General features: G+C 66.4%; 22 protein-coding genes. 9 read left to right on the plus strand and 13 right to left on the minus strand.

Annotated elements, in window-relative coordinates:
- Nucleotides 1-4 precede the first annotated feature (4 nt).
- Both KBY93_RS03610 and ccsB read left to right on the plus strand, forming a co-directional pair.
- On the plus strand, nt 5-1,123 hold the full coding sequence (locus KBY93_RS03610; protein ID WP_255092869.1) for an LptF/LptG family permease: 1,119 nt from the start codon (nt 5-7) through the stop codon (nt 1,121-1,123).
- 55 nt (nt 1,124-1,178) lie between these two features.
- Complete coding sequence (gene ccsB / locus KBY93_RS03615) at nt 1,179-2,087, plus strand: c-type cytochrome biogenesis protein CcsB (RefSeq protein ID WP_255092870.1); 909 nt, start codon at nt 1,179-1,181, stop codon at nt 2,085-2,087.
- Nucleotides 2,088-2,161: 74 nt separating this feature from the next.
- On the opposite strand, the gene rpe is transcribed toward ccsB, so the two are convergent.
- Nucleotides 2,162-2,845: a ribulose-phosphate 3-epimerase gene (gene rpe / locus KBY93_RS03620; RefSeq protein WP_255092871.1), complete on the minus strand. Its 684-nt coding sequence runs from the start codon at nt 2,843-2,845 to the stop codon at nt 2,162-2,164.
- A 168-nt stretch (nt 2,846-3,013) separates the two neighbouring features.
- Here rpe and glpX point away from each other — a divergent pair, with 168 nt between their 5' ends.
- From glpX to KBY93_RS03655, 7 genes are all read left to right on the plus strand, one after another.
- Nucleotides 3,014-4,018: a class II fructose-bisphosphatase gene (glpX, locus tag KBY93_RS03625; RefSeq protein ID WP_255092872.1), complete on the plus strand. Its 1,005-nt coding sequence runs from the start codon at nt 3,014-3,016 to the stop codon at nt 4,016-4,018.
- Between the two features lie 10 nt (nt 4,019-4,028).
- Nucleotides 4,029-5,339 (plus strand): glutamyl-tRNA reductase, encoded by a 1,311-nt coding sequence (locus KBY93_RS03630; protein ID WP_255092873.1) that lies wholly within the window; start codon nt 4,029-4,031, stop codon nt 5,337-5,339.
- 121 nt (nt 5,340-5,460) lie between these two features.
- Entirely contained in the window at nt 5,461-6,756 is a 1,296-nt protein-coding gene (locus KBY93_RS03635) for a glucose-1-phosphate adenylyltransferase (RefSeq protein ID WP_255092874.1), read from the plus strand.
- 113 nt (nt 6,757-6,869) lie between these two features.
- Complete coding sequence (gene gndA / locus KBY93_RS03640) at nt 6,870-8,285, plus strand: NADP-dependent phosphogluconate dehydrogenase (RefSeq protein WP_255092875.1); 1,416 nt, start codon at nt 6,870-6,872, stop codon at nt 8,283-8,285.
- Nucleotides 8,285-9,016 (plus strand): 6-phosphogluconolactonase, encoded by a 732-nt coding sequence (gene pgl / locus KBY93_RS03645; protein ID WP_255092876.1) that lies wholly within the window; start codon nt 8,285-8,287, stop codon nt 9,014-9,016. The genes gndA and pgl overlap by 1 nt, the downstream gene beginning before the upstream one ends.
- Before the next feature lie 14 nt (nt 9,017-9,030).
- The gene (locus KBY93_RS03650; protein ID WP_255092877.1) at nt 9,031-9,585 is read left to right on the plus strand and encodes a CIA30 family protein; all 555 of its coding nucleotides are present in this window, start codon (nt 9,031-9,033) and stop codon (nt 9,583-9,585) included.
- A 1-nt stretch (nt 9,586) separates the two neighbouring features.
- The gene (locus KBY93_RS03655; RefSeq protein ID WP_255092879.1) at nt 9,587-9,952 is read left to right on the plus strand and encodes a hypothetical protein; all 366 of its coding nucleotides are present in this window, start codon (nt 9,587-9,589) and stop codon (nt 9,950-9,952) included.
- Here the strand turns inward: KBY93_RS03655 and ilvD are convergent.
- From ilvD to KBY93_RS03715, 12 genes are all read right to left on the minus strand, one after another.
- Complete coding sequence (ilvD, locus tag KBY93_RS03660; RefSeq protein ID WP_255092880.1) at nt 9,936-11,606, minus strand: dihydroxy-acid dehydratase; 1,671 nt, start codon at nt 11,604-11,606, stop codon at nt 9,936-9,938. The genes KBY93_RS03655 and ilvD overlap by 17 nt on opposite strands.
- Before the next feature lie 53 nt (nt 11,607-11,659).
- A complete protein-coding gene (locus tag KBY93_RS03665) occupies nt 11,660-11,953 on the minus strand; it encodes a hypothetical protein (protein WP_255092881.1) in 294 nt (97 codons plus the stop codon).
- 36 nt (nt 11,954-11,989) lie between these two features.
- Nucleotides 11,990-13,492, minus strand: a complete 1,503-nt coding sequence (locus tag KBY93_RS03670; protein WP_255092882.1) for a GMC oxidoreductase — start codon at nt 13,490-13,492, stop codon at nt 11,990-11,992.
- A complete protein-coding gene (locus KBY93_RS03675; RefSeq protein WP_255092883.1) occupies nt 13,489-14,091 on the minus strand; it encodes a heme-copper oxidase subunit III in 603 nt (200 codons plus the stop codon). The genes KBY93_RS03670 and KBY93_RS03675 overlap by 4 nt, the downstream gene beginning before the upstream one ends.
- A gap of 3 nt (nt 14,092-14,094) precedes the next feature.
- Nucleotides 14,095-15,786, minus strand: a complete 1,692-nt coding sequence (locus tag KBY93_RS03680) for a cbb3-type cytochrome c oxidase subunit I (protein WP_255092884.1) — start codon at nt 15,784-15,786, stop codon at nt 14,095-14,097.
- Between the two features lie 4 nt (nt 15,787-15,790).
- On the minus strand, nt 15,791-16,720 hold the full coding sequence (locus tag KBY93_RS03685) for a cytochrome c oxidase subunit II (RefSeq protein WP_255092885.1): 930 nt from the start codon (nt 16,718-16,720) through the stop codon (nt 15,791-15,793).
- Nucleotides 16,717-17,292, minus strand: coding sequence for a DUF2231 domain-containing protein (locus tag KBY93_RS03690; RefSeq protein WP_255092886.1), 576 nt, complete (start codon nt 17,290-17,292; stop codon nt 16,717-16,719). Before KBY93_RS03690 ends, KBY93_RS03685 begins: the two co-directional genes overlap by 4 nt.
- Nucleotides 17,292-17,789 carry a DUF2231 domain-containing protein gene (locus KBY93_RS03695; RefSeq protein ID WP_255092887.1) on the minus strand — a complete coding sequence of 166 codons (498 nt, stop codon included), beginning with the start codon at nt 17,787-17,789 and terminating at the stop codon, nt 17,292-17,294. Before KBY93_RS03695 ends, KBY93_RS03690 begins: the two co-directional genes overlap by 1 nt.
- Nucleotides 17,790-17,894: 105 nt before the next feature.
- Nucleotides 17,895-18,047, minus strand: a complete 153-nt coding sequence (locus KBY93_RS03700; RefSeq protein WP_255092888.1) for a hypothetical protein — start codon at nt 18,045-18,047, stop codon at nt 17,895-17,897.
- Between the two features lie 28 nt (nt 18,048-18,075).
- A complete protein-coding gene (ggt, locus tag KBY93_RS03705; RefSeq protein ID WP_255092920.1) occupies nt 18,076-19,899 on the minus strand; it encodes a gamma-glutamyltransferase in 1,824 nt (607 codons plus the stop codon).
- Complete coding sequence (locus KBY93_RS03710; RefSeq protein WP_255092889.1) at nt 19,886-23,554, minus strand: hydantoinase B/oxoprolinase family protein; 3,669 nt, start codon at nt 23,552-23,554, stop codon at nt 19,886-19,888. Before KBY93_RS03710 ends, ggt begins: the two co-directional genes overlap by 14 nt.
- 9 nt (nt 23,555-23,563) lie before the next feature.
- A complete protein-coding gene (locus KBY93_RS03715) occupies nt 23,564-24,055 on the minus strand; it encodes a YajQ family cyclic di-GMP-binding protein (protein WP_255092890.1) in 492 nt (163 codons plus the stop codon).
- Nucleotides 24,056-24,065 lie beyond the last annotated feature (10 nt).

The following is a 24,065-nucleotide window of genomic DNA, read 5'->3' on the forward strand; positions in this document are numbered from 1 at the left end:
GCTGATGGATCGCTGGCTCACGGGCGAGCTGCTGGGACCACTGCTCTTCGGTGTCGCGGCCTTCACAGCGGTGTCGCTCTCGGTGGGAGTGGTCTTCGAGCTGGTTAGGCGTGTCGCTGAATCGGGTCTGCCATTGCTCACGGCCCTGCAGGTGCTCGGCCTGCGGATGCCCGGCTTCCTGGTGCTCTCGTTTCCAATGGCCACCTTGATGGCCACCCTGCTGGCCTACAGCACCCTCTCCAGCAACAGCGAACTGATCGCCCTGCGCAGCGTGGGGGTGAGCACCTGGCGCATGGTGTTGCCGGCATTGATCGTGGCGGTGCTTATGAGCCTGCTCACCTTCATGTTCAACGACCTGATCGTTCCGAGCGCCAACCTGGAAGCATCCAACACTTTGAATCAGGCCCTGGGCAAGGCGATTGCAGCGGAGAAGGGAAGCAACATCATTTATTCGCGCTTCAGCCGACGCCCCAGCAAGCTGGATGAAAGCGGTAGCGAACGCTATCTCTCCCAACTCTTCTACTCACGACAGTTCAAGGATGGGGAGATGGAGGAAGTCACGGTCCTTGATTTCAGCAGCCCCAGCGGAACTCAGATCCTCAAGGCCAAAAAGGGCACCTGGAACGAGGGGGCGGGAATGTGGGAGTTCCTCGACGGGCAGATCGTGCTGGTCGGCGAGAGTGAAAACACCACTTCAGCCAAGTTCGATCGCTATCTATACCCACTTGACCAGGGGCCCCTCAAGCTGGCGGCCCTGCCCAAGGATGCGGCCGCCATGTCGGTATCGCAGGCGATGCGGGCTGAAACTCTGTTGCGGGAAGCCGGGGATCAGAAGGAAGCGCGGCGGATGAGGGTGCGCATTCAGGAGAAGTTCGCCTTCCCGGCCATCTGCCTGGTGTTTGGACTGATCGGCAGCAGCCTGGGGGTAAGACCCAACGCACGCACCAGCCGCAGCCAGGGGTTCGGCATCAGTGTGCTGCTGATCTTTTCCTATTATCTGATGTCTTTCATCTTCAGCTCCCTGGGGGTGAAGGGAACTCTCGGGCCCCTGCTCGCAGCTTGGTCGCCAGTTCTGATCGGGTTGATGCTGGGCCTGCTCCTGTTACGCCAGGCCAGCCGCTGAGCCAGGCCTGCAGGCAGACTGGTCTGCAGATCCGCCCCGCCAAGAGCGTGCTTCTGTGAACGATCCGGTTCTCTCCCTCGGCCTGCTGGCCTTCGCTCTGCTGCTGCTGGCGCTGCCTCTGGCCTTCTGGGGCCTCAGCGGCGGTCGCACAAGCAGCGCCGTGCGCCTGTTGGTGGCGGCCGCCAATCTCAGCCTCACGGCCCAGCTGACCCTGCGCTGGTGGGAGTCGGGCCATTTCCCGATCAGCAATCTCTACGAATCCCTCTGCTTCCTGGCCTGGGCCTGCACCCTCACCCAGCTGCTGGTAGAGCGCTCCTGGCCCAGTCCGCTGGTATCTGCGGCGGCCACACCCATGGGCCTCGGCTGCCTTGCCTTCGCAAGCTTCGCCCTGCCCGATCGGCTGCAGGAGGCCTCACCCCTGGTGCCGGCCCTCCGCTCCAGCTGGCTGGTGATGCATGTGAGCGTGATCATGGTGAGCTACGCCGCGCTGCTGGTGGGATCCCTGCTCTCAGTGGCGGTGCTGTTCACCGAGCGCGGCAAGGACCTGGAACTGCGCAGCAGCTCCATCGGCAGCGGCGGCTATCGCCAGGCCAAACTGGCTGGAGAAGCCGGCGACCTGAGCCTGAGCAGCGTGTCGATCGGCGTGAGCGAGCAGCTTGACAGTCTCAGCTATCGCACGATCACCGTGGGCTTCCTGCTGCTTTCGGTGGGCCTGGTGAGCGGTGCGGTCTGGGCCAACGAAGCCTGGGGCAGCTGGTGGAGCTGGGATCCCAAGGAAACCTGGGCACTGATCTGCTGGCTGGTCTACGCCGCCTATCTGCACAGCCGCCTGAGCCGGGGCTGGCAGGGTCGCCGTCCCGCACTTGTGGCGGCGGCGGGCCTGGTGGTGATCGTCGTCTGCTACATCGGCGTGAACCTGCTGGGCATCGGCCTGCACAGCTACGGCTGGTTCCTTGGCGCCTGACGGGAAGCCGGGCCAGAGCCCGCTCCCCGTCGCTGCCAGCAGAACAAAAAACCGCGGCGATGCTGAAGAACAGCTCAGACCAGCACGGCCTCTGGCCGGCGGCTGTGGCGAATGCCCTCGATCGCGGCGCGGTAGTCGGGGGCATTGAACACGGCCGAGCCGGCCACGATGGCATTGGCGCCGGCCTCCACCACCTGCCAGGTGTTGTTGGCCTTGAGGCCACCATCCACTTCGATCCAGGGATCTAGACCCCGTTCGTCACACATCCGGCGCAGGCGGCGCACCTTCTCCACGGCCGAGGGGATGAAGCTCTGTCCGCCGAAACCGGGGTTGACGCTCATGATCAACACCAGATCGCAGAGCTCGAGGCAGTACTCGAGGGTGTCCAGGGGAGTGCCGGGATTGAGCACCGCACCGGCTTTCTTGCCGAGGTCCTTGATCTGGCCGAGATTGCGGTGCAGGTGGGGGCATGCTTCCACCTGCACGTAGATGTGGTCGGCACCGGCCTTGGCGAAATCGCCCACATAGCGCTCCGGCTCCACGATCATCAGGTGGACATCCAGGGGCTTGCTGGTGACGGGGCGCAGGGCCTCGACGATCAGCGGGCCGATGGTGATGTTCGGAACGAAACGGCCATCCATGACGTCGACATGGATCCAGTCGGCTCCAGCCTCGTCAACGGCCCTGACCTCATCACCGAGGCGGGCAAAATCAGCGGAAAGGATCGACGGGGCGATCACCAGAGGCTTCGTGCTCATGGTTGGGGCCACCGGGGGCAAAGGGAGCCCGCTGATTGTAGGAACGCACGGTGGGGGGTCTCACGCGGCGCTGATACAGTGACGCCCGCTTCTTGTCGGAAAGACCTTGCCGCAGCTGGTCTGCCTGTCTTTCTGCTGACGCCTCCATTCTCCCCCTGCCGGACCGCCGTGGATCGCACCCTCATTCAGGAATTGCTCGAAGTCGTCGAGCAGGCCGCCATCGCCTCCGCCCACCTCACAGGGCTGGGCAAAAAAGATGAGGCTGATGCAGCCGCCGTTGAAGCGATGCGCATCCGAATGGGCTCCATCGCCATGCAGGGCCGGATCGTGATCGGCGAGGGAGAGAGAGATGAAGCCCCGATGCTCTACATCGGCGAGGAAGTGGGCAGCGGCACCGGCCCCGGCGTCGATTTCGCCGTGGATCCCTGCGAAGGCACCAACCTCTGCGCCAATGCACAGGACGGTTCGATGGCAGTGCTCGCCGCCTCCGACCGCGGGGGGCTCTTCAATGCTCCCGACTTCTATATGAAGAAGCTGGCGGCACCCCCGGCCGCCAAGGGCAAGGTGGACATCCGCAAGAGCGCGACCGAGAACATCGCCATTCTGAGCGACTGCCTGGGCATGCCCGCCAGCGACCTGACGATCGTGGTGATGGACCGCGACCGCCACAAGGACCTGATCGCCGAGATCCGCGCCACCGGCGCCCGGGTCAAGCCGATCAGCGACGGTGACGTGCAGGCCGCTATCGCCTGTGGCTTCGCCGGCACAGGCACCCACTGCCTGATGGGCATCGGTGCTGCCCCCGAAGGTGTGATCTCCGCGGCGGCCCTGCGCTGCCTCGGCGCCCATTTCCAGGGACAGCTGGTGTACGACCCCGCCATCGCTCAGACCAGCGAGTGGGCCGACTACACCAAGGAAGGCAACATCGAGCGGCTCAACTCGATGGGCATCACCGACATCGACAAGGTTTACGAGGCCGAGGAGCTCGCCTCCGGTGACAACGTGGTGTTCGCCGGCAGCGGCATCACCCCGGGCCTGCTGTTCAAAGGTGTGGTCTTCGAGCGCGACTGCACCCGCACCAGCAGCCTGATCATCAGCTCGCTCGACTCCTCGGCCCGCTTCACCGATACGGTGCACATCAAGCCCGGCGCCCAAAGCGTCGCCCTGCGCTGAGCCGCCTCCCATGCACATCGCCGTCGTCGGCCTCAGCCACCGCACGGCTCCGGTCGAGATCCGGGAGCGACTGAGCATCCCCGAGCAGACGATGGAGGTATCCCTCCAGAACCTGCGCGGGGACTCCCAGGTGCTCGAGGCCTCCATCCTCAGCACCTGCAACCGGCTCGAGATCTACACACTGCTGCGCAGCCCCGAGCAGGGCATCCATGCCGTCGGCAGCTTCCTCAGCCAGCACTCCGGGCTCGACTTCGGCGAGCTCACACCCCATCTCTTCACCTACCACCACGAGGACGCGGTGGCCCACCTGATGCGGGTGGCCGCCGGCCTCGACAGCCTCGTGCTGGGAGAAGGTCAGATCCTCTCCCAGGTGAAGAAGATGGTGCGGCTGGGCCAGGAACACGGCTCGATCGGACCGATCCTCAATCGCCTGCTCAACCAGGCGGTGAGCACCGGCAAACGGGTGCGCAGCGAAACCAACCTCGGCACCGGTGCGGTCTCGATCAGCTCCGCCGCCGTGGAGCTGGCCCAGCTCAAGGTGGGCCAGGCCCGTGGCCTCGACGAACTGGTACCGCTCGATCAGGAGCAGGTGGCGGTGGTGGGGGCCGGGCGCATGGCCCGCCTGCTGCTGCAACACCTGCAGGCCAAGGGCTGCCGCGGCCTTGTCCTGCTCAACCGCACCGCAGAGCGGGCCGAGGCCCTGGCCGCTGATTTCCCTGAGTTCCCCGTCCAGTGCCGCCCGCTGAGCGACCTGGACCACTGCCTGAGCACCTGCTCACTGGTATTCACCAGCACAGGGGCAGAGGAGCCGATCATCGACGCCGAACGGCTCGGGCGCCTGAACCGGCGTTCCTCCCTGATGCTCATCGACATCGGTGTTCCGCGCAACATCAGCGCCGACGTGCGAGAGCTCGGCGGCGTCGACGCCTTCGACGTCGACGATCTGCAGGAGGTGGTGACCCGCAACCAGGAAGCCCGTCGCGACATCGCGGCCGAGGCCGAAGGGCTGCTGCAGGAGGAGGCACGGCAGTTCCTGGAGTGGTGGGACGGGCTGGAGGCGGTTCCCACCCTCAACCGCCTGCGCCAGCAGCTTGAGGAGATCCGCGAGCAGGAGCTGCAGAAGGCCCTCAGCCGCATGGGCCCCGACCTCTCCGTGCGGGAACGCAAAGTGGTGGAAGCCCTGAGCAAGGGCATCATCAACAAGATTCTGCACAGCCCAGTCACCAATCTGCGGGCACCCCAGCCTCGCCAGCAACGCCATCAGGCGATGCAGGTGCTGCATCAGCTGTTTGCCCTCGACGCAGAGGGCGAGGAGACTTGATGTCACCAGGGCTACAGCGGCTAGCCACAGTTTTGTGCTCGGGCCTGGCGTTCGGGCGTCTGGAGGCACCTGATCCGGTACGGTGCTCGCACGCTGACGGCAGCAGTTCCGGAGGGCATTGATGAAGAGGGTTCTGGCGATCATTCTTGGAGGCGGCGCCGGCACCCGGCTCTATCCCCTCACCAAGATGCGGGCCAAGCCGGCTGTACCACTGGCAGGGAAATATCGCCTGATCGATATCCCCATCAGTAACTGCATCAACTCGGGGATCAACAAGATCTACGTGCTCACGCAGTTCAACAGCGCCTCGCTGAATCGCCACCTCACACAGAGTTACAACCTGTCCGCCGGCTTCGGGCAGGGCTTCGTCGAAGTGCTGGCGGCCCAGCAGACCCCCGATAGTCCCACCTGGTTCGAGGGCACCGCCGATGCCGTACGCAAGTACCAGTGGCTGTTCCAGGAATGGGATGTGGATCAGTATCTGATCCTCTCCGGTGATCAGCTCTACCGGATGGATTACAGCCGTTTCGTTGATCACCACATCCAGTCCGGCGCCGATCTGACAGTTGGGGCCCTGCCGGTGGATGGGGAGCAGGCAGAAGGCTTCGGGCTGATGCGCACCGACCTCGATGGCCGCATTCGTGAATTCTCCGAAAAGCCCAAGGGTGAGGCCCTTGAGGCCATGAAGGTGGACACCGCCCGCCTCGGGCTGGCGGAAGCCGAGGCAGCCCGCCGGCCCTACCTGGCCTCGATGGGCATTTATGTTTTCAGCCGCGACACACTCTTCGATCTGCTGGCGCAGAATCCCGGCTCAACCGATTTCGGCAAGGAGATCATTCCCACAGCCCTGGGTCAGGGTGACAATCTCAGGGCCTACCTCTTCGACGACTACTGGGAGGACATCGGCACGATCGGAGCCTTCTACGAAGCCAACCTGGCTCTGACCGACCAACCGAGGCCGGCCTTCTCCTTCTACGACGAGAAGTTCCCGATCTACACCCGACCCCGCTATTTGCCCCCCAGCAAATTGCTGGATGCCCAGGTCACCCAGTCGATCATCGGTGAGGGCTCCCTGCTGCAGGACTGCAGCATTCACCACTGTGTGCTCGGCGTGCGCTCCCGCATAGAAGGGGAAGTGGTGCTGCAGGACACCCTGGTGATGGGGGCCGACTTCTTCGAATCCAGCGAGGAGCGGGCCGTGCTGCGCGAACGGGGCGGCATTCCGGTGGGAGTGGGCCGCGGCACCACGGTGCGCCGAGCGATCCTCGACAAGAATGTGCGGATCGGGCGCAACGTCACAATCGTGAACAAGGATCATGTCGAGGAGGCTGACCGGCCAGAGCTGGGCTTCTACATCCGCAACGGGATCGTGGTGGTGGAAAAGAACGCCACCATCGCCGACGGCACCGTGATCTGAACCAGCGGCTGAGCGAGCCGATCTGAGCGCTTGCTGACACAGGGGCCAGGCCAACGGCGTTCGGGCAGGCTCAAGGCCACACTGATCCCGAACGGCCTGCACGCCAACTTCTCATGAGCAAAGCACACTTCGGCCTGATCGGCCTCGGAGTGATGGGCGAGAACCTGGTCCTCAACGCTGAACGCAACGGGTACTCCAGCGTCGTCTTCAACCGCACCTACGCCAAGACCGAAGACTTTCTGAATGGCCGGGCCGCCGGGCTGAACATCATCGGTGCCCATACCCTCGAGGAGTTCGTCGGGGCCCTGGAGCGACCCCGCCGCATCCTGATGATGATCAAGGCGGGAGCACCGATCGACGCCATGATCGCCCAGATCTCACCCCTGCTCGAGGATGGTGACCTGCTGATCGACGGCGGCAACTCCCTCTACACCGACACCGAACGGCGGGTGAAGGAGCTCGAGAGCCAGAGCTTCGGCTACATCGGCATGGGCGTCTCCGGCGGCGCCAAGGGAGCACTGGAGGGGCCGAGCATGATGCCCGGCGGCACCAAGGCCGCCTATGACGCCATTGAAGGCCTGGTTTGCAAGATGGCCGCCCAGGTGGAGGACGGCCCCTGCGTCACCTACATCGGTCCTGGCGGTGCCGGCCATTTCGTCAAGACCGTGCACAACGGCATCGAGTACGGGATCGAGCAGATCCTGGTCGAGGCCTACGACCTGATGAAGCGCTGCGCCGGCATGGATGGCCTGGCCATGGCCAAGGTTTTCGACGGCTGGAACCAGCTGGAAGAGCTCTCCTCCTACTTGGTCGAAATCACCGAAGTGTGCCTGCGCACAAGGGATCCCGAGGATGGCGGGGATCTGGTGGAGAAGATCCTTGATGTGGCCGGCCAGAAGGGCACCGGACTCTGGACCGTGGTCAGTGCCCTGGAGATGGGGGTGCCTGTGCCCACCATCTATGCGGCGCTCAATGGCCGGGTGATGAGCTCCCTGCACAGCGAGCGCCAGGCGGCGGCGGCCGTGATCGCCGCGCCTGAGGCGGCGACGGTCGAGCTGGGTGAACCCTCCGAAGGCATGCCAGCCCTGCGCGATGCCATCACCCTCGCCTGCATCGCCAGCTATGCCCAGGGCATGGCCCTGATGGTGGAAGCCTCGGCCCTGCACGAGTACGACCTCAACCTCTCCGCCATCGCCCAGATCTGGAAGGGGGGCTGCATCATTCGCGCCAAGCTGCTGCAGCGCATCCAGGACGCCTACGACGCCAACCCGGAGCTGACCAACCTGATGGTCGACCCCTGGTTCGCCGAACAGGTGAACGCGCGCCTCCCCGGCCTGCGTCAGGTGGTGGCCGGGGCAGCCCTGGCCGGCATCCCCGTGCCCTGCCTGAGCAGCACCCTCGATTACATCGACAGCTACCGCACGGCGCGGCTGCCCCAGAACCTGCTCCAGGCCATGCGTGACTGCTTCGGCGCCCACACCTACCAACGGGTGGACCGCGAGGGCAGCTTCCACACCGAGTGGCTGTGATGCGCAGCCAGCCGCCGGCCACCTACAGGGTCGAAGTGGCCGCCGATGGCGGCGAGCTGGCCCGGCGCACCGCCGAGACCATCGCTGCCTGCATCGATCTGGCCCTGGCCCAGCGGGATCGGGCCCAGATCGCCCTCGCCGGGGGAGGCACACCTGCCGCGGCCTACCGGCTGCTGGCGCGGGAGCGGCTGCCCTGGCAGCGGGTGGATGTGCTGCTGGGCGATGAACGCTGGGTGGCGGCCGAAGACCCCTCCAGCAATGCCCTGATGCTGCACCAGACCCTGCTGGCGGAGCCCCCGGGCTCCGAGGCGCGCTTCCATCCGGTGCCCACCGACCTGGAGAGCCCGGAAGCCAGCGCCGCCGCCTACGCCGCCATGGTGGCCAGGCTCTGCCCCGGCGATCCACCGGTATTCGATCTGGCGCTGCTGGGTCTAGGGGAGGACGGCCACACTGCCTCCCTCTTTCCTGGAACAGCGGCCACCACGGTGATCGATCGGGAGGCCACGGTGAGCGAAGGCAAGGGGCTGCCCAGGGTCACCCTCACAGCTCCCGTGCTGAGCGCGGCGCGCCAGGTGCTGTTCCTGGTGAGCGGGGCGGGCAAGCAGCAGGCCCTTCGGCGCCTGCTGGATCCAGATGAATCACCTGAGCGCACGCCCGCCCGGCTGGTGTGCCCCCGCCAACCGGTTCTGATCCTCGCCGATGCCGCCGCTGCGGCAGGCTTGGAGGAGTGATCGAGCTGGCCCTGATGGTTGCACCCCTGCTGGTGGTGAGCGGTGATGGATTCAGCGGCTGGCTGGCCCTCAATGACACGATCATGGGCGGAAGCAGCAGCGGGGCCTGCCGCAGCGGATCGTCCGGACTGGTGTTTGAGGCGGAGGTGATCGAAGCCGGTGGCGGCTTCGTGAGCTGCCGCTCTCCTCTGTTCTCGCCACCCCTTGACCTGAGCGCCTACCGGGCGCTCCAGTTCGACCTGCGCGGCGACGGACGGCGCTACAAGCTGGCCGTCGCCTGCGCCGATGGGGTGGCTGGCCTCACCGAACTGATACCGGGGGGGCTGCGCTGGGTGAGCGAATTCGCCACCAACCCGGATGGTCCCACCACGGTGGAGATCCCCTTCGAGCAATTGAAAGCCTCGGTACGGGCCCAGCCCATGTCACTGCCCCTGCTGCGCTTCGATCCCAGCCGGATCACCCGGCTGCAGATCCTGCACTCGAAGTTCGGCGACGATGGCCGAGCCAACCCCGGCTTCCGCGCCGGTGCCCTGCGCCTCGAGGTGGAAGCGATCCGGGCCGTTCCCTGACGTGAGCGAGCTACTTAGACGGGTGGCCGCTGCGGCTGATCTCTGCCTGAAACCCCATCGGCATGCGGTGGTGATCAGCTCTGGCCAGCCGGGCCAGGAGGAGTGCAGCCTGCGGCTGCTCTGCCGCCGGGCCGATGGCGAGCGTTCGGAGCTTGACGACATTGAGCTGGAGATCTACCGCAGCGGAGACGATCTGCACCTGATGCTGAGCTGGCCCGAGCAAACGGACCAACCCATGTTGTGGCAAGGCCACCATCCGGTCTGGATGGATGGTGACAGCGGCCAGCGCTGCGAGCGACCACCCGCCGGGGCGGCGCTGGAGGCTCTGGCCAGGCGGCTGCGGGCTTTGCTCAGCCCTGATCGGTGACCGCCCCCAGGCTGCTGCTGCTCACCTGGCGGGCGTACTTGCCCAGCACTCCGGTGCGGTAGCGGGGCTCGGGTTTCACCCAGGCAGCACGGCGGCGCTCCAGCTCGGCCGGATCCACGTTCAGCTGAATCAGCAGCTGGTGCGCGTCGACGGTGATGCTGTCCCCTTCCTGAACCAGGGCAATGGTGCCGCCCACGGCGGCTTCGGGGGCCACATGGCCCACCACCAGGCCGTAGGAGCCGCCACTGAAACGACCATCGGTGATCAGCGCCACCGATTCCCCGAGCCCCTGGCCCACGATGGCCGCAGTGGGCGAGAGCATCTCGCGCATCCCGGGTCCGCCGACCGGGCCCTCGTAGCGGACCACCACCACATCACCGGCATGGACCCCACCGGCGAGAATCGCCTCCAGGGCGCTCTCCTCGCTCTCGAAGACCCTGGCCGGACCTGTGATCACCGGGGTCTTAACGCCGCTGATCTTGGCGACGGCCCCTTCCTCCGCCAGGTTGCCCTTGAGGATCGCCAGGTGCCCCTTGGCATAGAGAGGATTGGAGAGAGGCCGGATCACCTCCTGATCGGCGCGGGGCACGCTGGGAACATCCGCCAGCACCTGCTTGAGCGTGAGGCCCTCGATGGTGAGGCAGTCGCCGTGCAGAAGGCCGGCATCGAGCAGCAGCTTCATCACCTGGGGGATGCCACCGGCCCTGTGCAGATCCACCGTCACGAAGCGGCCGCTGGGCTTGAGATCGCAGATCACCGGCACCCGCTGCCGGATGGTTTCGAAATCATCGATCGTGAGCGGCACCTCGGCGGTGCACGCAATCGCCAGCAGGTGCAGCACCGAGTTGGTGGAGCCCCCCACCGCCATGATCACGCTGATCGCGTTCTCGATCGCCTCACGGGTGATCAGGTCGCGGGGGCGGATGTTCGCCTCGATGGCCCTCACCAGCACTTCGGCCGAGCGAGCGGCGCTTTCGGCCTTCTCCGGATCCTCGGCCGCCATGGTGGAGCTGTAGGGCAGGCTCAGGCCCATGGCCTCAAAGGCAGAGCTCATCGTGTTGGCGGTGAACATGCCGCCGCAGCTGCCGGCACCGGGGCAGGCGTTCTTCTCGATCGCCAGCAACTCCTCCTCATCGATGCGGCCCCCGGAGAACTGACCCACCGCCTCGAAGGCACTCACCACGGTGAGATCGCAGGGGCCCAGCCGTCCGGGCTTGATCGTGCCGCCGTACACGAAGATCGCCGGGATGTTCATGCGGGCCATGGCGAGCATGGCGCCGGGCATGTTCTTGTCGCAGCCGCCGATCGCCAGCAGGCCATCCATGCTCTGGGCATTGCAGGCGGTTTCGATCGAATCGGCGATCACCTCCCGCGACACCAGGGAGTACTTCATTCCCTCAGTGCCCATCGAGATGCCGTCGCTGACGGTGATCGTGCCGAACATCTGGGGCATGGCCCCCGCCAGGCGGGCGGACTCCTCGGCGCAGCGAGCCAGATCGTTCAGGCCGATATTGCAAGGGGTGATCGTGCTGTAGCCGTTGGCGATGCCGATGATCGGCTTGTTGAAGTCACCGTCGCCAAAGCCAACCGCCCGCAACATGGCCCGGTTGGGAGAACGCTGAACGCCTGCAGTGATGGCGGCGGAACGGAGCATGAACCCTTCAGTGGCACCGCTAGCAACCTACCGAGGCGTGCTGCCGCCGCTCCTCAGGGTTCGGGGCTGAGGGTCTCCAGCTGACGGCGCACATCTTCGATTGCCCGGTTCAGCTCGTTGACCTTGTGTTGCAGCTGCCGCTCCAGCAACGGACGCCGCACGCCGTCGTCTCCCTCACGGGAGCCTCCCTGCAGGCGCGAGAGAGTGAGACTGCGCCGCTGACGCTGGGCCAGGCGGCGGCGTTCCGCTTCAGCCAGCAACCACCAGGCCAGGCCCGCGGCACCGATCACCGCCCCGGCTACGGCACTGGCCAGGATGGGACTGGCGGGGGATCCGCGTTCGGCCATGGGTGTCTGGTCCTCCCAACCCCTGATCGGGGAAGCCTAGAGCCGCTCCGCCATCCGAAGGGCATTGGCGATCACGGTGAGGCCTGGCGACACCATCGGGCAGCTGGGGAAGACACTGGCATCGGCGATGGTCAGGTTGACCATGCCGTGGACGCGTCCGTCGCGGTCGACGACTGAGAGGGCCGGATCGTCGCCCATGCGGCAGGTGCCGCAGGCGTGGCCGATTACCGCCAGGGGCGCCTCGCCACGGGGATAGAAGGGGGCCGGGCGCACCTGGGGGGTGAGCGGATCGGCGTCCACCGCTTTGAGCACGGAGAGCCAGCGGTAAACGAGCCGGTCGTGGGCCTCGAGGTTGTTGGCCAGGTACTGGATGCTCAGGCGCTCCCCGCGCAACTCGATGCGGTTATCGGGATCGGGCAGCACCGGACTCATCGCCCACCAGCAGATCGAGCGCACCGCCAGCTGCTCCAGGGCGGCGTTGGGGAGCAACCGCTTGACGAGCGAGAGCACGGGCGGCGACTCGGCGAACTGGGCGTCCTGCAGCACCCCGCCACCGGTTTCGATGTGGCCGAGCGGAAAGCTGACGTTCTGATCGCCCCAGACGTAGTCGTTGACCCCGAGGCTGCGGGGGAAGCGGCCGCTGTGGGTTTCGCGGGCCAGCTGCAGGATGGCGGTGAGCTGGGGTTTCATCAGGTTGCGGCCCACCTGGCCCGAGCCGTTTGCCAGGCCATCGGGATGAAGCTCGCTGCGGGATCGCAGCAGCAGGGCTGGTGTGTTGACCGCACCGGCCGCCAGCACCACCTGATCGCCGCGGAACAGCCAGAGCTGGCCATTGATCTCGGCTTCCACTCCCTTGACCTCGCGGCCGCTGGGATCCACGTGCAGCTGGGTGACCCGGGCGTTGCTGATCAGGCGGGCGCCGGAATGCTCGAGGGCCGGCTGTACACCGAACAGTTCGGCGTCACCGCTGGGATCCTCCTCAACCTCCGACCAGCTCAGCGGCAGGTCGTAGGGATGGCTGCCCTGGCGCTCCAGCCCCTGGCGCAGGGGCTGGAATAGGGGATCCAGCGGCAGGGGCTGATGGGGATAGGGGCCACTGCGAGGTGGCTCATTCGGGTCGAGGCCAGCTTGGCCATGGACGCGGTAGAGCGCCTCGGCCCGTTCGTACCAGGGGGCGAGTTCGTCGTAGGTGATCGGCCAGGCGGGGGCCAACCCCTCCTGCAGGGGCAGGCCTTCGAACTCACGCGGCCACATCCGCTCGAGCACCCCACCCCAGATCTTGGTGTTACCACCCAGGGCGTAAATGGTCTGGGGGTTGAAGGGATCGCCGTCAGGTCCGAACCAGGCCTCACCGGGGTGGTAACGGTTCTTGCGGAACAGATCCACGCTGGCCACGTTCTGATCGGCCAGGTCCATGGCCCCTCCGCGCTCCAGCAGCAGCACCGAGCGGCCCTTGGCCGCGAGGGCACCGGCCAGGCTGCCGCCGCCGGCGCCGGAACCGATCACGATCACATCGTGGTGCTGGTCGTCAAAGATCATGACCAGGCGTAGAGCAGAAGAAAGAGCAGCACCCAGATCACATCCACGAAGTGCCAGAACAAGGAGGTGGCGATCACCCCCTGCTCACCGGCTGCGTAGTTGGCCGGGCGGAAGGAGCGTTGCAGCATCAAGGCCATCAGCAGGATGCCGCTGAGCACATGCAGGCCATGGAAGCCGGTGAGCAGGTAAAAGCAACTGCCAAAACTGCCGCTGGTGATTCCGAACTCAAGCGAGCGCCATTCGATCGCCTGGCCGTAGAGGAACACGGCCCCCATGGCCATGCTCAGCAGCCAGAAGGCACGGAAGCCCCAGAGCTGCCCCCTGGAGAGGAAGTGCTCGGCCAGAGCCACCGTGCCACTGCTTGAAACAAGCACCACGGTGTAAAGCAATGGTGTGCGCCACTCCAGCCCCTCCACTCCTGGCGGCAGCCATTGCAGGGCGGAGAGCTTCAGCACCGCATAGCCGCTGAAGAAGGCCAGGAAGATTACGCTCTCAGAGCAGAGAAAGATGATGAAGCCGGTGAGGCTGTAGTTGGCGTGCGCCGCTTCATGGCCCTCTGGGGAAGGAGCAGCGGTATCAACGGGAGGGCTGATGGTCATGGTTCAGGCCTGCAGAAGGGCGCGCTCGATCTCTTCCTGGTGCTCCACCAGAGGCCGGCCGGTGCCGTAGCCGTAGGGACCGCTGATCACCGTGGGCACATGTTCCTCGAAATTCTCAGCTGGCGGCGGTGAAGGCAACAGCCACTCCAGGCCGATGGCATTCCAGGGATTGGCAGGGGCCTTGGCGCCACGAACCCAGGAACTGACCAGGTTGAGCAGGAAGGGAATGATCGACACCCCCAGAAGGAAGGCACCAAGACTGGCGATCACATTCCAGAAGGCGAACTCCGGGTCGTAGGAGGAAACCCTGCGCGGCATGCCCATCAGGCCGAGAGGATGCATCGGAAAGAAGTTGAGGTTGGTGCCGATGAAGGTCAGCAGAAAGTGAAGCTTACCCAGGCCTTCATAATACATATGACCGGTAAACTTAGGGAACCAGTGATAGATGGCTGCATACACACCCATGGTGGCCGCGCCATAGATTACGTAGTGGAAATGTCCCACCACGAAATAGGTGTTATTGACATGAATATCGACCGGCACCGTGGCAAGCATGATGCCGGTCACACCGGCAAAGACGAAGTTGAACAATCCACCGAGGGCGAACAACATCGCCGTGTTCAGCCGCAACTTGCCTCCCCAGAGCGTGGCCAGCCAGGCAAACACCTTGATGCCGGTAGGAACCGCGATCAACATCGTGGTGACCATGAAGGCATCGCGCATCCACTGGGGAACGCCGCTGGGGAACATGTGGTGCACCCACACGATCAGGCTCAGACCCACGATCACCAGGGAGGCGCCGGCCACGAAGGGATAGCCGAACAGAGGCTTGCGTGCATATACGGGAAACAGCTCAGAGAACACCCCGAACACCGGCAGGATGATCACGTACACCGCGGGGTGGGAATAAAACCAGAAGAAGTGCTGATAAAGCACCGGATCACCGCCGCCCTCGGGTCGATAGAACGAGGTGCCCACCACCAGATCGAACAGCAGCATCACCGCACCACCTGTCAGGGCGGGCAGGCCGATCAGCTGAATCGTCTGGGCTGAGAAGGCGGTCCAGCAGAAGATCGGCATCCTTGTGAGGGTCATCCCCGGGGCACGCATGCGCAGGATCGTGGTCACGAAGTTGACCGCGCCCATGATCGAGGAAATGCCCGAAAGGGCCACCGCCAGGATCCAGAGGGCTTCACCATTGATCAGATGACCCAGTGGGTTCTGCAGACTCACCGGCGGATAGGACCACCAGCCTGACGAAGCCGGACCGCCCGGCACCAGAAAACTGGCCATCAGGATCACCCCGAACACCGGCACCAGCCAGAACGCGGCGGCATTGAGCTTGGGGAAGGCCATGTCGGGGGCGCCGATCATGCAGGGAATCAACAGGTTGTTGAGCCCGTTGAGCACCGGGAAGATGAACAGGAAGAGCATGATCGTCCCGTGCATCGTGTAGAGCCCGTTGTACACAGTGCGATCGACCAGGTCCGCCTCCGGTGTGATCAGTTCACCGCGCATGATCATCGCCAGCAGACCGCCCACCAGCAGAAAGAAGAGGGCGGTGGCGATGTACTGGATACCGATCACCTTGGCGTCGGTGTTGAAGCTGAAGAAACGCTTCCAGTTGTCCGGAGCACCGGGCACCGGATGGGGGGCCCTCAGGATGCGCGATTCGACGCCGGCAGTGGAGGTCATGGGATCAGCCGTCGTGGGGAAGGGTGTTGGAGCCGGGCACATTCACAAGCGGCGGCTGTGCCGGCTCGATGGTGGCGTAGCCACTGCGGCGTTCGCCGCTGAGCTGCTGGGCGTATTCGCGGGCCGCATCGCTGAGCCCCGGCTGGAGTGGCAGACGGGAGGCGCGCCGCAGCCAGTCCTGGTATGCCTCTTCGCTCTCCACCACCACATCGGCCTGGTTCGCGGCGAACCAGGTGCCGCTGTACTCGGAGTCGCGCAGGCGATAGCGCCCCGGACGAGTGGCAGTGAGGAAAAGGGTGATCGAGCGTCCAGGGATCACCTGCTGCTTGAGGCGGAAGGCCGGCACATAGAAGCCGTGGATCACGTCGTCGCTCTCCAGTTGGAGTCCGAGGCGACGGTCGAGAGGCAGGTGCAGCTCGGTGGACGACACCCCGGCCACTGGGTAGCGGAACTCCCACGACCACTGCCGGGCGATCACCTGCACCTCCCCGCCGGGCAGAGGAGTGGCAGGCGCGGATTTTGCCGTGGCTGGGCCATGGGCATGGTCCATGGGGCCGATCAGGCCTATCTCCCGGTTCACCTGGATCGTGTAGGCGGCGATCGCCATCACCAGCACCAGGGGGATCACGGTCCAGACGATCTCGAGGGTGGTGTTGCCCTCAATCGGCTCCGCATCACTCATGTCGTACTTCTCAGCCCGGTTGAAAAGCACCACCCAGACCATCACCGAGACCACGCCCACGAAGACGAAGGTGGCGACGGCCGTCTCGAAGCCGAAGAGGCCATCCACCAGAGGGGCCGCCGAGGAGGCCGAGACCGGCAACCAACGGGGGACCTGAGCCCCCATCCAGACACTCAGCAGGGTGAGCAGCACCAACCAGACGGCCAGGCCGATCAGCCGGGGCAGGGGAAAGCGCTGAGGGGTGGTTGTCATGGCAGGGCCTCCCGCAGGCTGGCGCCTTCGCCCAGCAGCTGGCTAGCCGTGACGTGCACGCCGAACTCCACACCCAGCTGGGCACCGAGGGTGCCGTGCCAGGCCATAACAGCAAACACCATCAGACCCACCAACAGGTAGCCCCACTGCACCTGGCGGCCCATCTCACGACGCCAGCTGAAGCGCTGGAGTCCACGCCAGAGGGTCATCAACACGATCGCGAACAGCAGGCCCACGCCCACGGCCCCATGCCAGAGCATGGTGGCTGTGCTGCCCATGGCGAAGCTGCTGGTGACACCGGGGAGCGGATCGGCCAGCTGCATCTCCACGAAACCCGCTGCCACCGTGAAGAAGCTGATCAGGCAGCAGGCCAGGAGGTTGTACCAGCCCACATCGTGAAGGCCGGAACGGGTGACCGGCAGGGCCAGGAAGCGGAACAGGCGCCGCTCGAAGGGGAAGAGCGCGCCAGCGATATCGAAGGCGATGGCAATCACGAACAGACCGATCGTGAGATGAACCAGGTTGGGGTGGATCGGCAGCCGGTAGGGCAGATCGTTGGCTCCAAGCTCCATCACACCAGACCTGCTCGCATCGCCTCCACCACCTTGACGGTGTGGAGGCCATAGACCCAGATCAACTGGTTCCCCAGCACAACCTGCACCACCACCAGGGCACTGAGCAGGCTGCCAGCCCCGAGAAAGGCCAGAGGCAGCTTCTGGGGATCACGGCTGCGGATCACGTAGCGCCAGGCGGTGAGTACGGAGAGCACTCCGGCCAGCACCCAGCCGAGGGTGCTGTGCAGGTTGAGGATGTCGCGGGAGGCGCCATAGGGGTTGGCCAGCCCTGCCTCCACCTGGCCGAAGATGATCGCGATGAAGATCGCCACCGTGGCGAAGAGCAGGTTCCAGAAGCTCACTTCGTACAGAGAAGGCTTGCCTGCCAGACGGCCGATCAGATCGAAGACGAAGGCGATCAGGGCCATCGCAATCACGAAATGGACCACGATCGGGTGGATCGTATCGACCCAGGGGAGGTTGCGATCGTTGAGGGGAGGAAGAAGCTCGAACATGGGTGCACGCCCCTCGTGCCAGTGAATCCAGCTTCGGAGGCCGCACTCAGCGGGAGTGGCCACGGTCAGGGAATCCGGTTCTGACCCGTCGGATCGGCTCTGGAATCACTCAGCTCGGCGACTGACCAGCCAGACGGCCCCGAGCAGGGCGGCGAGCACCAGGCTGATCTCGATCAGACCGCCGCTCAACATCCACTCCTGGAAGGTGAATATGGCCAGCAGCGCTGAACTGGGGGCAGGGGCAGACAGCAGGGGCACGGACCAGAGGCTCGGGGACGCCCCAGTTTCACTCGCCCGCCTGGGCCGCTTCCGCCCGCCGCGGATCGACCGCCCCAAGAGTTCCCCCGCCGGGGAGGGCCTCCAGCGAGTGGGCTGCCCCCATTGCCGGAGTCAGCCGCCAGCGGTGACCCATCGCCTCCAGCAGCCTGAGGGTGTCAGGGCTGACGCCCTCCTCCACAGCCAGCTCATCGGGCCAGTGCTGGCTGTGGATCCGGCTGGCAGCCACCGCAGAGGCCAGGTTCAGGCCGTGCTCAAGCCGGTTGAGCAGCACCTGCAGCACCGTGGTGATGATGCGGCTGCCACCGGGGCTGCCGGTGGCCAGCAGCGGGCCACCATCGGGGCTGAGCACCAGGGTGGGGGCCATCGAGCTCAGCGGTTGCTTGCCCGGCTCGATCGCATTGGCCTTTCCCTGCACCAGACCGAAGGCATTGGCGACCCCCGGCCGGGCGGTGAAATCATCCATTTCGTTGTTGAGCAGGAAGCCGGCGCCCGGCACGCTCACGCCGTTGCCGTAGGGGAAGTTGAGGGTGGTGGTGGTGGCCACCATCGTGCCGTCACGGTCGATCACCGAGAGATGGGTGGTGTTGAGGTTTTCAGCGGTGCGCGCGCCGGACAGGGGATCGAGCTCGCGGGCCGGCCGGTGGCGGCCGCGGCGGATCGTGCGGCGCAGCTCATCCGCATAGGCCTGGCTCATTAACCGCTCCAGGGGCATGGCCACGAAGCGGGGATCCCCCAGCCAGCGGTTGCGGTCGCGGTAGGCCAGGTTCATCGCCTCCGCCATCGGATGCAGGGCGGCGGCGCTGTTGGGCCCCAGGGCCGCCAGATCGAAGCCGTTCAGGATGTTGAGCAGCTGGATCAGGGTGACCCCGCCGGAGCTGGGCGGGGGCATGGCGATCACGGGATGCCCACGCCAGGCACCCACCAGGGGGGGCTGAAGCCGGGCCCGGTAGCTGCTCAGATCCTCAGCGCTGATCAGGCCTCCCCGCCGGCGCATCAATGCCACCAGCTTCTGGGCCACCGGCCCTTGATAGAAGCCCTTGTCTCCCTCGGCGGCGATCTGCCGCAGGGTGGCCGCCAGCTGGGGTTGACGCAGGCGCTCGCCAGGCCGGTAGGGCTTCCCTCCGGGACGGAAGAACAGGCGCATCGATTCAGGATCAGCCCGCAACAGCGGTGCGGCGGCCTCCAGGGAATCGGCCAGGGCCTTGCTCACCACCACCCCCTCATCAGCCAGACGAATCGAGGGGGCGACCAGACGGCCCAGGGGCAGGCGGCCGTAGTGGCGGTGGGCCAGCAGCAGCCCTGCCACCGTGCCTGGCACCCCGGTGCTGAGCAGGCTGCGGGTGGCCTTGTGGCGATCCACAGCACCGGAGGCATCGAGCAGCAGATCTGGCCCGGCCGCCAGGGGAGCACTCTCCCGGAAGTTGATCGTCACCGCCCGGCCCTTCCCCACCCGCACCTCCTGTGGCTGAAGCGGCCGTCCACGCCTGAGCCGCTCCGGCTGCCAGAGCACGAGGAAGCCGCCGCCACCCAGGTTTCCCGCCTGGGGATGGGTGACCGCCAGGGCGAAGGAGCTGGCCACCGCCGCATCGACGGCATTGCCCCCCTGCCGCAGCACATCACGCCCCACCCGGGACGCCTCCAGCTCCTGGCTGGCCACCATGCCCCCGGGCGACCAGAGCGGCTGGAAGCGCTGACTGGCCTCCTGAAGCACATTGGCTGCTGCCGCCAGCGGCCACAGGCCGAAAGCCGCCAGCGGCAGCAGGGCCCATCCAACTGCCGGCCGCCGCCGCAGCAGCAGCCCTTTGGGAAGGCGGAGTTCAGGGATCGCCATAGCCACCACCTCCGGGGGTCTCGATCACGAGGGCCTCGCCGGCCGCCAGCTCCAGCTGCACAGATCCGCCCAGCTCCAGTTCGCTGCCATCGGCTCGGATCAGCCGGTTGCGGCCCAGCGCCCCAGCGCCACCGCCAGCCAGCCCGAACGGGGCCACCTCACGGGAGCTGGAGAGAATCGCCGCGGTCATCGGCTCGAGGAAGCGGATCCGGCGCGTCACCCCGTCACCGCCCCGCCAGCGGCCCACGCCGCCGCTGCCGCGCCGCAGGCCAAAGGCCTCCAGCCGCACCGGAAAGCGCTCCTCGAGAATTTCCGGGTCGGTGAGGCGCGAGTTGGTCATGTGGCTCTGCACCGCCGAAGCCCCTGCAAAACCCTGGCCATCGAGGCCGCGACCGGCGCCGCAGCCGCCGCAGATCGTTTCGTAGTACTGATAGCGCTGGTTGCCGAAGCTGAGGTTGTTCATGGTGCCCTGGGCAGCGGCCATCGCCCCCAGGGCGGCGAAGAGAGCGTTGGCGATCGCCTGAGACGTTTCGACGTTGCCGGCCACCACCGCAGCCGTCGGGCTCGGATGCAGCAGGCAACCCGGGGGCACCACCAGCTCAAGAGGCCTGAAACAGCCGGCATTGAGGGGCACCGCCTCCCCCACCATGCAGCGGAACACGTAGAGCACCACCGCCCGGGTGATCGCCAGGGGGGCGTTGCGGTTGCCGCTGTCCTGGGGGGAGGTGCCGGTGAAATCGATCACAGCGCGGCGGGCGGGGCGATCGATGCGCACGGCCACCTGGATGCGCAGGCCGCCATCGAGGGGGAGGCTGAAGGCGCCGGGCTCAAGCCGATCGATCACCCGCCGCACCGCTTCGGCGCCGTTGTCCTGCACGTGGCCCATGAAGGCAGTCAGCCGCTGGAGCCCCTCCCGTCTGGCCAGGTCCACCAGCAACTGGGCGCCGAGTTGATTGGCGGCCACCTGGGCCTGCAGATCAGCCAGCAGTTGCTCCGGGTTGCGGACGGGATGGGGACCGGAGGCGAGTCGCCGCTGCCAGTCGGCAGTGAGCAGCACGCCATCACGCAGCAGGGGCACGTTGTCGAGCAGGAGGCCTTCGTCCGCAAGGCAGCGGCTGAAGGGGGGCATCGAGCCGGGGGTGATGCCCCCCACATCGGCATGGTGGCCTCGGGAGGCAACGAACCCAGCGTGGCTGGGCAGGAACACCGGGGTGATCACTGTGAGATCGGGGAGGTGGGTGCCGCCGTTGGCGGGGTCGTTGGAGACGATCGCGTCGCCGGGCTTCAGGGGAGGGCGCTCTCCCCGCCGCACCGCCGAGAGCAGGCTTTCCACGCTGGCCCCCATCGAGCCGAGATGTACCGGGATATGGGGGGCGTTGGCCACCAGTTGCCCCTGGCAATCGAAGAGGGCACAGGAGAAATCAAGGCGCTCGCGGATGTTCACCGATCGGGCGCTCTGCTGCAGGCGCACACCCATCTGCTCGGCGATGGCACTGAAGCGGTGGTTGAACAACTCCAGGCTCACGGGATCCACCGCTGCCCCCAGCTGCGCTGGTCGGTCTGCCTGCTGCCCATGACTGAGCAGCAGGCAGCCGTCGGGGCGACACTCGGCCAGCCAGCCAGGCGCCAACCAGATGGTGCCGGTGGTCTCCACCACCAGGGCCGGCCCTTCGAGCCACTCACCAGGCGTCAGGGCATCGCGGCGGTGCAGCGGAACAGATCTCCAGGCACCACCGCAGTGGAGCTGGATCATCCTTTCCTCGACTGCCAGAGAGGGCCGATCAAGGGGAGTTGCTGAGCCGATCTCGGCCGCAACAGGCGCAGCCACTGCAGGAGCAGGCGCCGCAGCCGCGTCAGCCACAGCCGCAACAGACTGCCCTGGAGCCACCACCTCCACCACCAGCCACTCCACCACCAGCTCGGCAGCTTCGGGGCGGTGGCCGAAGCGCCGCTCATGGTCGAGCTCGAACTGCTGCCGCAGCAGCCTGGCGTCCTGCAGCGGCAGGGTGAGCGTTCGCTCATTGGCACCGAGCCGCACCCCCACACTCACTTCGGCTCGGGCTTCGGCAGCCAGGGCCCGCTGGCCCCGCTTGAGCAGGGCGCGGGACTGCTGCTGGAGCTGCTCCACCAGAGCCTGATCCAGGCGAAGGCGCACCAGCTCCTGCAGCAGCAGGCGCTGGTCGGCCAGACCGATGCCATAGGCCGAAAACACCCCGGCCAGGGGATGGAGCAGCACCCGGGCCATGCCCAGCCGCTCAGCCAGGGCACAGGCGTGCTGGCCGCCTGCGCCACCAAAGCAGATAAGCGTGGCGCCGCGCACATCGTGGCCCCGCTGGATCGAGATGCGCCGGATCGCCTCTGCCATCCGCTCGATGGCGACCGCCAGGCCCCCTTCCGCCAGGTCCTCGGCCGTGGTGGGAACTCCGCTGGCCTGGCCCACCAGCTCCGCCAGCTGCTGAAACCCCCGCTGTACCACCGCCGCATCGGGCCCCTGATCGCGGCCTGGCCCGAAGACCGCCGGGAACGCCTCCGGCTGGAGGCGGCCCAGCAGCAGGTTGGCGTCGGTGATCGTGAGCGGCCCGCCCCGGCGGTAGCAGGCAGGCCCGGGATCGGCCCCGGCTGAGCTGGGCCCCACCTGCAGGCGCTGGCCATCGAAGTGCAGCACCGAGCCACCACCGGCCGCCACGGTGTGGATCGGCAGCATCTCCGCCTGCAGGCTGAGGCCGGCAATCTCCGTCTCCTGGCGGCGATCCCAGCCCGGGGGGGGGCCACCGGCCTCCACATGGAAGACATCGGTGGAAGTGCCGCCCATGTCGAAGCCGACGATGGGCGTGCTCCCTGCCGCCAGCCGTACCGCCGCCACCATGCCGCCGGCGGGGCCGGAGAGGATCGTGTCCTTGGCCTTGAGCAGCTCCGGTGCCACCAGGCCACCGCTCGACTGCATCACCCGCAGGCGGCAGTGGGCTCCGAGCTCGCAGCGCAGCTGATCCAGGTAGGCCACCAGGGCCGGTGCAACGGTGGCCTCCACCACAGCCGTCTGCGCCCGGGGCACCAGCCGGGGCCTCTGGCCCACCTGGTGGGAGAGCACAACCGGCCCAAAGCCGAACGGGCGCAGCCACTCGGCCAGCTGCAGTTCATGGCCCGGATGGCGGGCGCTGTGCAGCAGGGCCACCGCGCAACTGCTGATGCCGTCGCGGCGAACGTCGTTGAGGGCCTGCTCCAGGGCTGCATCGAGGCGCAGCGGCGTCAGCTCCGTGCCATCGGCCGCCAGCCGGCCCTCCACCTCAAGCACCCGCCGGTAGCGCGGAGCCGGCCGCTCAATGTGCAGGGCAAACAGATCGGGCCTGTGCTGGTCACCGATCCAGGCGGCATCGGCAAAACCGCTGCTGATCAGCAACAGGGTGGGAGCACCCCGATCTTCCAGCAGGGCATTGGTGGCCACCGTGGTGCCGATCCGCACCTCGCTGACCGCCCCGGCAGGAAGCGGCTGGCCGGAAGGCAGCCCCAGCAACTCGCGCATGGCGGCCACCGCCGGATCCCCGGCCAGCTGCGGCTGCTGCGAGAGCACCTTGCGAACCACAAGCTCGCCGCCGGGGGCACGGCCCACCAGATCGGTGAAGGTGCCACCCCGATCAATCGAGAAGCTCCAGCCCACGCAGGGGCCTCAGCGGTAATTCTCGAACTGCAACGGCACCTCCGGGTCTTCGGCGCGCAGGATCTGGATCACCTGCTGCAGGTCGTCCTTGTTCTTGCCGGTGACCCGCAGACTCTCGCCCTGGATCGCCACCGTCACCTTCTTGATCTGATCGCGCACGGTCTTGCTCAGTGACTTGGCCAGCTCCTGGCTGAGACCCTTGCGCAGCTTCACCACCTGCTGCACCCGGTTGCCGCCCACCGGCTCCGCCGGCTGGAAATCGAAGATCTTGAGCGAAAGCTCGCGCTTCACCGCCTTCTGGCGCAGCACATCGGTCACCGCCTCCAGGGTCATGTCGCTGGCGGTGGTGATGGTGAGGCTGCCCTCCTCCAGTTCGATCTCGGTCTTGGAGTCCTTGAGGTCGTAGCGCTGACCCACCTCTCGGCGCACCTGATCAAGCGCGTTCACCAGCTCCTGCCGATCGAAATCCGACACCACGTCGAATGAGTAGGTGTCGGCCATGGCGGAAAGC

The organism is Synechococcus sp. J7-Johnson (assembly GCF_024345795.1).
GTDB lineage: Bacteria > Cyanobacteriota > Cyanobacteriia > PCC-6307 > Cyanobiaceae > Regnicoccus_A.